Genomic DNA, 11300 nt, shown 5'->3' on the forward strand with positions numbered 1-11300 from the left:
GCTGCGATTTCCTGTCGGGTTTGCTGTCACGCGGATCACGGGTTCGGCCAGCGCGGCACCTGCATGCCGAGCGCATCACGGATCAACTTCTCCTGCTGTGCGAGGTGCAGCGCCGAATATCCTGCTGCCGGTGCCGCAGACGCATCGCGCCCGGAGTATTCCAGGTACAGGTCACGATTGTGTTCGCGAACCGCCTGTCGCATGTGATGCTGGCTATTGAACCAGGCACCCTGGTTCTGCGGCTCCTCCTGACACCAGGCGACCTCGAGCAGGTTGCGGTACGGTGCGATCGCCGCCACCAGCTCCCGCAGCGGGAACGGGTACAACTGTTCTATGCGCACGATCGCCACATGCCCGAGACCCTGCCGGTTGCGCAATTCGTGCAACTCGTAATACACCTTGCCGCTGCACAGCACCACCCGCGTCACGGCCTGCGGATCCAGTGGATCACCTTCCGGAATGACCGTCCTGAAGCTGCCGCCCGCCAGTTCGGGCAACTCGGAAATCGCATCCTTGTGGCGCAACAGGCTCTTCGGCGTGAACACCACCAGCGGCTTGCGCAGCGGCCGCAGAGCCTGGCGGCGCAGCAAATGGAAGATCTGCGCCGGGGTCGTGGGCACGCAGATCTGGATGTTGTGCTCGGCACAGAGTTGCAGGAAGCGCTCGAGCCGTGCCGAGGAGTGTTCCGGCCCCTGTCCCTCATAGCCGTGTGGCAGCAGCAGGGTCAGTCCGCACAGGCGCCCCCACTTGTGCTCGCCGCTGGTAATGAACTGATCGATCACGATCTGTGCGCCGTTCGCAAAATCACCGAACTGTGCTTCCCACAGGATCAGCGCCTTCGGCGTCGTCGTCGCGTACCCGTACTCGAATCCGAGAGCAGCCAGTTCGCTGAGCAGGGAGTCGTAGATATGGAATTTCGCCTGGGCATCCGAGAGGTGCTGCAACGGCACGTGCACCGCCCCGTTCTTCTGGTTGTGCAGCACCGCGTGCCGGTGTGCGAACGTGCCTCGCCCCACGTCCTGTCCGCTCAGGCGTACCGGAAAACCTTCCTCGAGCAGCGTCGCGTACGCCAGCAGTTCGGCAAATCCCCAGTTGACCGGCGTGGCCGCTGCACTCATCAGGCGTCGGTCCTCATAGATCTTCTGCACCTGGCGCTGCAGCACGAAGCCGTCGGGCAGCATCGACATGCGTGCGGCAATATCCTGCAGGCGTGCCAGTTCGACACGCGTATCGGCCGTCGATGTCGTCATGTGACCGAGGTACGGTTGCCAATCGACGTACAGTGCCTTGTCTGGTTCCGTCACCACGCTCCTGGCGACCTGTTCCCCCGCTTCCACCGCCGCACGGTAGCTGTCGATCAGCGCACGTTCCCCGTCCTTGTCGATCACACCCTCCGTGATCAGACGCTCGGCGTAGATCGCTCGCGTCCCGGGCTGGCTGCGGATCTTCTGATACATCAGTGGCTGCGTGGCCGCCGGCTCATCGGCTTCGTTGTGTCCACGACGGCGGTAGCACACGAGGTCGATCACGACGTCCTTGCGAAAGCGCTGACGGAAATCCACCGCGAGCTGCGTGACGAACAGCACCGCCTCGGGATCGTCACCGTTCACATGGAAAATCGGCGCCTGCACCATCTTCGCCACGTCGGTGCAGTACTCCGTCGAGCGCGCATCGCTCGGGCAACTGGTGGTGAAACCGACCTGGTTGTTGATCACGACGTGCACGGTGCCGCCGGTACCGAAGCCGCGGGTCTGTGACATCTGGAACGTCTCCATGACGACGCCCTGCCCCGCAAAGGCCGCATCACCGTGGATGATCACCGGAACCACCTGATCGCGCTGCGCATCGCCACGCCGGTCCTGGCGGGCGCGCACCGAACCCTCGACGACCGGTGCCACGATTTCCAGATGCGAGGGATTGAACGCGAGCGCGATATGCATCTCGCCACCGGGCGTCATCACGTTCGACGAAAAGCCCTGGTGGTACTTCACGTCACCGGACCCCTGATAGATCGCGCGCCCTTCGAATTCCTCGAACAGGCTCTCGGGGTTCTTGCCGAAGATGTTCACCAGCACCGCGAGTCGCCCGCGATGCGCCATGCCGAGCACGATCTCCTGGACCCCGTAACCACCGCAGCGCTGCACCACCTCGTCCAGCAGTGGAATCAGACTCTCGCCGCCCTCGAGCCCGAAACGCTTCGCACCCGGATAGCGGGCCGCGAGAAACTGCTCAAGTCCCTCTGCAGCCGTCAGGCGCTCGAGCAGATGGCACTTCATGTGCGCGGTGTATACCGGTGCAGCACGCACGCTTTCCATGCGATTCTGGATCCAGTGCCGCTCCTCGGTCGAGACGATGTGCTTGAACTCGGCGCCGACCGCATTGCAGTAGGTGCTCTCGAGTGCCGCGACGATCTCGCGTAGCGGTGCCTCGGACTTGCCGATGTGCAGCGATCCAGTCTGGAAGACCGTATCGAAGTCGGCTGCGGACAGCTGGTGGAACTGCAGATCCAGGTCGGGCACATCTTCGCGCACGGCGAGACCGAGCGGATCGAGGCGTGCCTTCTGGTGACCACGGTGACGGTACGCGCTGATCAGTTGCACCACGCGCACCTGCTTGCGTTCGTACTCGGTGCTGATGCCGGGGTGGGGAACCGGCGCCGGCCGGGATTTCTGCCGTCCCAGCAGTGCGAAGTGCTCCTGGATCGTCGAATGGGGCACATCGATCGTGGTGCCATCGACCCGCGGCAGGCGGTCGAAATAATCACGCCATTCGGGCGCTATCGCGTTCGGGTCGCGCAGGTACGTCTCGTACATCGCCTCGACGTAGGCGGCGTTGCCACCCGATATATGGGAGCTGCCCCAGAGCAACTCCATGCTCTCCTGCTGCATATCGCAACGCCTCCACGCCGGTCCACCGCGACCGGAACGGGTTGATTCCACATCAACTCCCGGCCCACACCCGCATCGACGGATGCAGCGACTGTAGCCGGGCTGTGGCTCAGTGCCCGGCCCGCCGAATTCAGGTTCCGCGCACCAGCAGCATGTTGCGGATGTGCCCGATCGCCTGCGTCGGATTGAGGCCCTTGGGACAGACCGCAACGCAGTTCTGGATTCCATGGCAGCGGAACACGCTGTACGGGTCATCGAGTTCCGCGAGCCGTTCCCCGGTTGCCGTATCACGGCTGTCGATCAGGAAACGGTAGGCCTGCAACAGACCGGATGGACCAACGAAACGGTCGGGATTCCACCAGAACGACGGGCACGCAGTCGAGCAGCACGCGCAGAGGATGCACTCGTAGAGCCCGTCGAGTTTGGCACGCTCTTCGATCGACTGCAGCCGCTCGATCGCAGGTGCCGGCTCGTCGTTGATCAGATAAGGCTTCACCTTTTCGTACTGACGATAGAACATCGTCATGTCGACCACGAGATCGCGGATCACCGGCAGCCCCGGCAGTGGCCGGATCACCAGTCGGTCGTTCCTGACGATCGAGGACAGTGGCGTGATGCACGCCAGTCCGTTCTTGCCATTCATGTTCACGCCGTCGGAGCCGCACACGCCTTCACGACACGAACGACGGAAGGTCAGCGAGGGATCCTGCACCTTCAGCAACTCGAGTACGTCGAGCACCATCAGATCCCGGCCCCCGGTGTCGAGTTGCACCTCGTGCATCGAGGGTTCCCGATCGCTTTCCGGGTTGTAACGATAAACACTCACTGTCAGCATGTTGAAAAATTCCCGGTCAATAGGTGCGCTTCACGGGCTCGAACGTGTCGACGGTCTTCGGCGTGAAATTCACACTGCGCCGCCCCATGCGCTTTCCGTCCGGGAAGAACAGCGAATGGCACAGCCAGTTCGCGTCGTCGCGTTCCGGGTAGTCCTCGCGCGCGTGCGCGCCTCGGCTCTCGGTGCGCACCTCGGCCGCAACCGCAGTCGATTCAGCCACTTCAAGCAGGTTCTGCAGTTCGAGCGCCTCGAGGCGAGCCGTATTGAACGCCTGCGACTTGTCCCTGAGGTGCAGGTTTTCGATGCGGGGCCGCAGCGCAGCCAGACTCGCCACACCCTCGCGCATCTTTTCTCCCGTGCGGAACACGCCGAAGAAGTTCTGCATCACCGTCTGCAGCTCCTTGCGCAGCGGTGCCACCGCCTCGCCGTCCTTCGATGAGTTCAGGCGATCGAGGCGGCCCATCGCCTGGTCCACATCCGAATCGGATGCATCGCGATATTCGATCCCTTCGCGCAGCGCCTTCTCGATGAACAGGCCCGATGCACGTCCGAAAACGATCAGATCGAGCAGCGAGTTGCCACCAAGGCGGTTCGCGCCGTGCACCGACACGCACGCCACCTCGCCGCAGGCAAACAGCCCCGGAATCACGCGGTCTGCGCCGGAGAGATCCTGGGTCAGCGCCTGTCCGTGCACGTTGGTCGGTATGCCACCCATCATGTAGTGGCACGTCGGTACGACCGGGATCGGCTCGCGCACCGGATCGACGTGTGCGAAGGTCTTCGAGAGTTCACAGATGCCCGGCAGCCGCGATTCCAGCACCTCGGCTCCCAGATGATCGAGCTTGAGGTATACGTGATCGCCCTCGGGACCGCAGCCACGCCCTTCGATGATCTCCTTGATCATCGAACGCGCAACCACGTCACGGCTCGCGAGGTCCTTGGCATTCGGCGCATAACGCTCCATGAAACGCTCGCCGTCCTTGTTCAGCAGATAGCCACCCTCCCCGCGGCAGCCTTCGGTGACCAGCACACCTGCGCCAGCGATGCCGGTCGGGTGGAACTGCCACATCTCGATGTCCTGCACCGGGAAGCCCGCCCGCAGAGCCATCCCGACGCCGTCGCCGGTGTTGATATGGGCATTGGTCGTCGATGCGTAGATCCGCCCGGCACCGCCAGTGGCAAGCACCGTTGCCCGCGACTTCACATACACCGTTTCGCCGGTTTCCATGCAGATCGCGATCACACCGACCACCGCGCCGTCCTGGTTCTTGACCAGATCGACTGCGAACCACTCGTTCAGGAATGCAGTACGGCTCTTCAGGTTCGCCTGGAACAGCGTGTGCAACAGTGCATGTCCGGTACGGTCTGCCGCAGCACAGGTGCGCGCAGCCTGACCGCCCCGACCGAAATCCTTGCTCTGTCCGCCGAACGGACGCTGGTAGATACGACCTTCCTCCGTGCGTGAAAACGGCAGCCCGAGGTGTTCCATCTCGAATACCGCCTGCGGCCCCACCGAGCACATGTACTCGATTGCGTCCTGGTCACCGATGTAGTCGGAGCCCTTCACGGTGTCGTACATATGCCAGCGCCAGTCATCACCCGGATCGGCACTGGCGATCGCGCAGGTGATGCCCCCCTGCGCCGACACCGTGTGCGAGCGCGTCGGGAACACCTTCGAAATCACCGCAGTACGGTAACCCGACTGGGCCAGTTGCAGCGCGGCACGCATCCCGGCACCACCGCCACCGACGATCACACCATCGAAACTCAGAGTGCGGATTCGCGTCATTTCTCAATTACCCCACAAGATCTGTGCGCCCCAGACGAGGTACGCGAACAGCACCACACCGTATGCAGCCTGGAAAACCCACCGGAACAGATTGCCTTTCGGACCAAGCAGCCGCTCGGTGAAGTAATCGGTACTCACCGTCCACAGGCCGATCCACGCATGCACCACGCTCGAGACGATTGCCATCATGCTGAAGATCTTCATCGGCGTCCCGGCGAAAGCCGCGCGCCATGTCGCGTAGTCAAGACCAGGCGTGAAAGCCAGGATACCGATGATGCACAGCACGTACGCAAGCAGGATCAGTGCCGTGACACGCTGCAGGATCCAGTCGTGCAGGCCGCTGCGGCCGTAATTCGTGACTGCAGTTACCATACCCACACCCCCGCGAGAACGATGAGAAGTCCGGCCACCACCAGCGTCGCACGCGCCGCCAACCTGCCGCCCTCGAGCGATTCGCCGTAGCCCAGATCCATGATCAGGTGCTTGACGCCCGCAGCGCAGTGATAGGCCAGCGCCGCCAGTACCGCCCATACGAGCAGCTTCGCCGGCACCGAGCCCAGCAATTCCGTGGCACGCGCGAAACCCTGCTCGTCGGACAACGAAAGATCGAACAGGTACAAGAGGATTCCCAGCCCGACCAGAAGCGCCACACCGGATACGCGGTGCAGGATCGATACGTAGGCAGTTATCGGCAACGCAATCGTGCCGATGTCCAGGTTGACGGGTCTGTTTGGCTTCACGGATCAGATTCCTTTTCGAGAAATTCCGTTGGAAGGAAGCGTGTCCACGCATAGCATCGCGCCCCGCGTGGGCCAGGTGGCGACAGCAACGTGAACCGCTGCGGATTATAGGGAGCCACCCCCCCGAATACAAACGACGATCACGACGCAAACCGCCATCTGCAGCCGCTGGCACGGCGATTTTTTCCGTGTGATGAGCGCCATCCCGTCGCGACAGTCGCGAATTGACAATGCGCGTGCGCGGTCTATAGAGTTGACGCCCGCGCCGCACCGCGGCCCCACGATCTAAAACCTTACAAGGAGCCGTAGAGCCATGTCGGGAAAGACCGCCAGACTATCGATACCGGGCGCCACGACGGAGCTCGAACTGCCGGTTCACACCGGCACCATCGGTCCTGACGTCGTCGACGTGCAGGCACTGAGCACCAAGGGTTATTTCACCTACGACCCCGGTTTCGTTTCGACCGCCGCCTGCGAAAGCAAGATCACCTACATCGACGGTGATCGCGGCATCCTGCTCCACCGTGGCTACCCGATCGAACAGCTCGCCGAACGTTCCGACTACCTGGAGGTGTGCTACCTGCTGATGTACGGTGAACTGCCGACGGCAGCACAAAAGAAAAATTTCGTCGATGTGGTGATGCGCCACACGATGGTGCATGAGCAACTGCAGTTCTTCTTCCGGGGCTTCCGCCGTGATGCCCACCCGATGGCGATCATGTGCGGCGTCGTCGGCGCGCTGTCGGCCTTCTACCACGACGCGCTCAACATCACCGACGAGGAGCATCGCGAGATCGCCGCGTACCGGTTGATAGCGAAGATGCCGACGCTGGCGGCGATGTGCTTCAAGTATTCGATCGGCATGCCTTTCATGCACCCCGACAACTCGCTCGACTACGCATCCAACTTCCTGCACATGATGTTCGGCAATCCCTGCGAGACAACGAAGATCAACCCGGTTCTGGCCCGTGCGATGGACCGTATCTTCCTGCTGCACGCCGACCACGAGCAGAACGCTTCCACATCGGCGGTGCGTCTGACCGGCTCCACCGGCGCCAACCCGTTCGCCTGCATAGCAGCCGGCATCGCCGCACTCTGGGGGCCTGCACACGGTGGTGCGAACGAGGCCGTGCTGAACCAGCTCGAGGAGATCGGCGACGAATCACGCATCCCCGAGTTCATCAAGCGTGCGAAGGACAAGAACGATCCGTTCCGGCTGATGGGTTTCGGGCATCGTGTATACAAGAACTTCGACCCGCGCGCGAAGGTCATGAAGCAGACCTGCGACGAAGTGCTTTCAGAACTCGGCCTCGAAAGGGACCCCTTGTTCCGCATCGCGCAGAAGCTCGAAAAGATCGCCGTCGAGGACGACTACTTCGTCGAAAAGAAGCTCTATCCGAACGTGGACTTCTACTCCGGCATCATCCTGCGTGCGCTCGGCATCCCGACCAACATGTTCACCGTGATGTTCGCGACCGGACGCACCGTCGGCTGGATCGCACACTGGCACGAGATGATCAGCGCCAGCTACAAGATCGGTCGCCCGCGCCAGCTCTACACCGGTCACACGCAACGCGACTACGTACCGATCGACCAGCGCTCCTGATGAACTCACCACTGCAGCCGGCGCTACCGCAGCGCCGGCTGCAGCAACACCTTCCGATCGATAAGATTCCTGCGCCCGGGGAATGCCAGCTCAGACCCTGGCTGCATTACTGCCGCGACGAATCGCATAGAGTCGATGCGGTGGCGGTTCACGCGCAAAATCCGCATCGATGCTGCGCGCAGTCAGATCCTGCACTTCCAGGTCTGCAAGAGCCTCGCCATCGAGGCGAAAGCCGCGGCGGTTGGTCGAGAACAGCAACAGGCCATCATCGCCAAGCACGCGCACGGCTGCACGTATCAGCGCAACGTGGTCACGCTGCACGTCCAGAGTACCGCGCATGCTCTTCGAGTTCGAGAACGACGGCGGATCGAGAAACACCAGGTCCCAGCGCTGTGATTGCTGCGCCAGCCAGGGCAGGCAGTCGGCACGCACCAGTTCGTGGCGCATGCGGGCCAGCCCGTTCAGCTCGAGGTTGCGCCGCGCCCAATCCAGATAGGTCACAGACAGATCCACGCCTGTGGTCGTGCTCGCACCGCCCAACCCGGCAAATACGCTGACCGAACCGGTGTAGCAGAACAGGTTCAGGAAGCGTTTGCCGCACGCTGCAGCCTCGACCATGCGACGCACTGGCCGATGATCGAGAAACAACCCCGTATCGAGAAAGTCGTGCAGGTTGACCAGAAGCTGCGCCGGGCCTTCGCGCACCGTCACGAAATGATTCTCGCGTGCCAGACGCTGGTATTGTTGCGTACCACGCTGACGCGTGCGCGTCTTCAGCACCACATTCCGCGCCGGCACCCCGAGCAGCGACGGCAGCATCGCGCACACGTCGGCAAGCCGTGCACGCGCCGTATCTGCATCGATCGATGCGGGTGGTGCGTACTCCGCGACATGCACCCAGTCCTCGTAGCGATCCACGGCAACCGCATACTCCGGAATGTCGGCATCGTAGATGCGATAGCAGGTACAGCCGCTGGATGCGAGCCAGCCTTTCAGCCGGCGCAGGTTCTTGCGCACACGGTTCGCGAACATCACGGCGCCCGGGCCGGGTTCGTACTGATCCGTCACCGTCGCGACGGTCGGGGGTAGCTCGACGGCAGGAGCATCCTGCCCGCCGGCAGACGCAGGTTTCGGTATACGCACAGTCCGCGACTCGTACACCAGCAGACAGCAATCGAGCGCACCGTTGCGCACCCGGTAGCGTCGCTGCCAGCGCAGGCCCGGCGCGTCCTCGAGCGGGCCTTCCATGGTCAGGATCGCTGCTCGCCAGTCACCGAATTCCTCGCGCACCAGACGTCCGAGCTCCGCGTACAACGCCGGCAACGCAGCCGTGCTGCCGAGACGTTCACCGTACGGCGGGTTGCAGATCAGCAGTCCGCTGCGCCCCACCATCGACGCCGGCCGCCGCTGCAACGCCAGCGCACAGGCATCGAATGCAATCTGTTCGCCCAGGCCAGCCGCAAGCGCATTGCGTCGCGCATGCTCGAGCACGCGCGCGTCCTGATCGGCACCCGCGATCGGTGGCAGGGTCGGCACTACTGCCTCGCGCTGTGCACGTGCCTCTCGCAGCATGCGCTCGTACAGCGCCGCATCGTGTCCGCACCAACTGCGTGTCGCCAGCGCACGAAACTCCCCCACTGCAGCGCCTGCCGCGATCAGTGCCGCCTCGATCAACAGCGTCCCGGAACCGCACATCGGATCGTAGAGTGCGCCACCGCCGGCAGCGATCGCTGGCCAGCCGGCACGCAACAGCAGCGCCGCAGCCAGATTCTCCTTCAGCGGTGCAGCGCCCGCTGGACCACGCCAGCCGCGACGGTGCTGCGTTCCGACCAGATCGATCGCAAGTGTCAGCCGGTCACGCACAAGATGCGCCACGATGCGGATATCCGGATCGCGTACGTCCACGTCGGGGCGCAAACCACTCACCGCGCGCAAGCGGTCGACCACGGCATCCTTGACCCGGCGGGCGCCAAACAGGCTGTTGCGCAACGCTTCGGACACGCCGTTGAAGTCGACCGCAATCGTGGCACCGGGAGCGATATGCCGCTCCCACGGCAGATCGAGCGCACTGGCGTAGAGTTCATCGGCATCACGCGCGGGAATCTCGGCCAGCATCACCATCACCCGACTCGCGACGCGCGACCACAGGCACGCACGATACGCATCGGCGAGGCAGCCCTTGAAGCGGATGCCACCGCGAGCGCTGCGTGCGTCCGTGATGCCGACCGCGTGCAGCTCTGCCAGCAACAGATCCTCCAGTCCGCGCGGGCAGCTGGCGAAATAATGTGCTTGCGCTGCGGCGGTGCGCGCCTGGCGGGTGCGAGGCTTCATTGCGGGCAGCGCCGCGTCAATGCTGCACGTTCGCGCGCGATCGCACTGGCTGCGCGGGCGATCAGCGCAGGCCCGTGATAAATGAAGCCGGTGTAGAGCTGCACCAGGCGCGCGCCGCTGCGCATGCGCTGCGCCGCCGCCTCCGCGCTCATGATGCCACCGGCGCCGATCAGCGGCACCTCGCCCCCGAGACGTGCAGCGAGCCGGGCCATTACCGCATCGGCACGCTGCGTGAGCGGTGCGCCACTGAGCCCGCCGGCTTCCTGCGCTCCGGGGAATCCTTCCACTCCGGCGCGCGCCACGGTGGTGTTGGTTGCGATCAGCGCATCGATACGCGCGCGGCGCACGGCATCGGCAATGTGGTCGATATCCTCGTCCGCAAGATCCGGCGCCACCTTCAACGCCAGCGGAACCGACTTGCCGTGGCATTCGGCAAGTTCGTCGCGCCGGCGCACCAGTACGCCCAGCAGGCGCTCCATCGGCTCGCCGAACTGCAGGTCACGCAAACCCGGCGTATTCGGTGACGAGAGATTGATCGTGATGTACGAGGCAAGTGGATACACCTGTTCCAGACAGTACAGGTAGTCCTCGTCCGCGCGCTCCAGAGGCGTGTCCTTGTTCTTGCCGATATTGATTCCGAGCACGCCGCGGTAGCTCGAAGCACGCACGCGCTCGCACAGATGGGCAACACCCCGGTTGTTGAAACCCATGCGATTGATCAGCGCCTCGGCCTGCGGAATGCGGAACAGCCGCGGCTGCGGATTGCCAGGCTGCGGCCGCGGCGTCACGGTACCGATCTCGATGAATGCAAAGCCGAGTGCGGCGAGCGCATCGATGTATTCACCGTTCTTGTCGAATCCTGCTGCCAACCCGACTGCATGCGGAAATTCGAGCCCCATGCAGCGTATCGGATCGGGGGGGGGCTGTACCGACAACAGGCCGTGCAGGCGCAGACGCAGCAGCGCATCGAGCCCGTGCAACCCGAGCTCATGCGCACTCTCGCCTGGAACCAGGAACAACAGCTTGCGCAGCACGGGGTATGGCAGGATCACGTCTGGGACCGATCGATTCGAATGGGGCGCCAAGGATAACCGATCGAACGCGCCGCGGG

The 11300-nt window shown here is 63.5% G+C and carries 8 protein-coding genes; 1 reads left to right on the forward strand and 7 read right to left on the reverse strand.

Going from position 1 to position 11300, the window contains the following annotated elements:
- Positions 1-35: 35 nt before the first annotated feature.
- The 5 genes from H7A12_02065 to sdhC all read right to left on the reverse strand — a co-directional run bounded on the left by H7A12_02065 (position 36) and on the right by sdhC (position 6252).
- The gene (locus tag H7A12_02065; GenBank protein ID MCP5319614.1) at positions 36-2888 is read right to left on the reverse strand and encodes a 2-oxoglutarate dehydrogenase E1 component; all 2853 of its coding nucleotides are present in this window, start codon (positions 2886-2888) and stop codon (positions 36-38) included.
- 130 nt (positions 2889-3018) lie between these two features.
- A complete protein-coding gene (locus tag H7A12_02070; protein MCP5319615.1) occupies positions 3019-3723 on the reverse strand; it encodes a succinate dehydrogenase iron-sulfur subunit in 705 nt (234 codons plus the stop codon).
- A 16-nt stretch (positions 3724-3739) separates the two neighbouring features.
- Positions 3740-5512, reverse strand: a complete 1773-nt coding sequence (locus tag H7A12_02075; GenBank protein ID MCP5319616.1) for a succinate dehydrogenase flavoprotein subunit — start codon at positions 5510-5512, stop codon at positions 3740-3742.
- 3 nt (positions 5513-5515) lie between these two features.
- Complete coding sequence (sdhD, locus tag H7A12_02080) at positions 5516-5884, reverse strand: succinate dehydrogenase, hydrophobic membrane anchor protein (protein MCP5319617.1); 369 nt, start codon at positions 5882-5884, stop codon at positions 5516-5518.
- Positions 5878-6252 carry a succinate dehydrogenase, cytochrome b556 subunit gene (sdhC, locus tag H7A12_02085; protein ID MCP5319618.1) on the reverse strand — a complete coding sequence of 125 codons (375 nt, stop codon included), beginning with the start codon at positions 6250-6252 and terminating at the stop codon, positions 5878-5880. The genes sdhD and sdhC overlap by 7 nt, the downstream gene beginning before the upstream one ends.
- A gap of 313 nt (positions 6253-6565) precedes the next feature.
- On the opposite strand from sdhC, the gene gltA reads away from it, so the two are divergent.
- A complete protein-coding gene (gltA, locus tag H7A12_02090; GenBank protein ID MCP5319619.1) occupies positions 6566-7858 on the forward strand; it encodes a citrate (Si)-synthase in 1293 nt (430 codons plus the stop codon).
- Between the two features lie 90 nt (positions 7859-7948).
- Here the strand turns inward: gltA and rlmKL are convergent, their stop codons facing one another.
- Positions 7949-10189 carry a bifunctional 23S rRNA (guanine(2069)-N(7))-methyltransferase RlmK/23S rRNA (guanine(2445)-N(2))-methyltransferase RlmL gene (gene rlmKL / locus H7A12_02095; protein MCP5319620.1) on the reverse strand — a complete coding sequence of 747 codons (2241 nt, stop codon included), beginning with the start codon at positions 10187-10189 and terminating at the stop codon, positions 7949-7951.
- A complete protein-coding gene (locus H7A12_02100) occupies positions 10186-11235 on the reverse strand; it encodes a quinone-dependent dihydroorotate dehydrogenase (protein MCP5319621.1) in 1050 nt (349 codons plus the stop codon). The genes rlmKL and H7A12_02100 overlap by 4 nt, the downstream gene beginning before the upstream one ends.
- Between the last annotated feature and the right edge of the window lie 65 nt (positions 11236-11300).

This window comes from Pseudomonadales bacterium, assembly GCA_024234165.1.
GTDB lineage: Bacteria > Pseudomonadota > Gammaproteobacteria > Pseudomonadales > UBA5518 > UBA5518.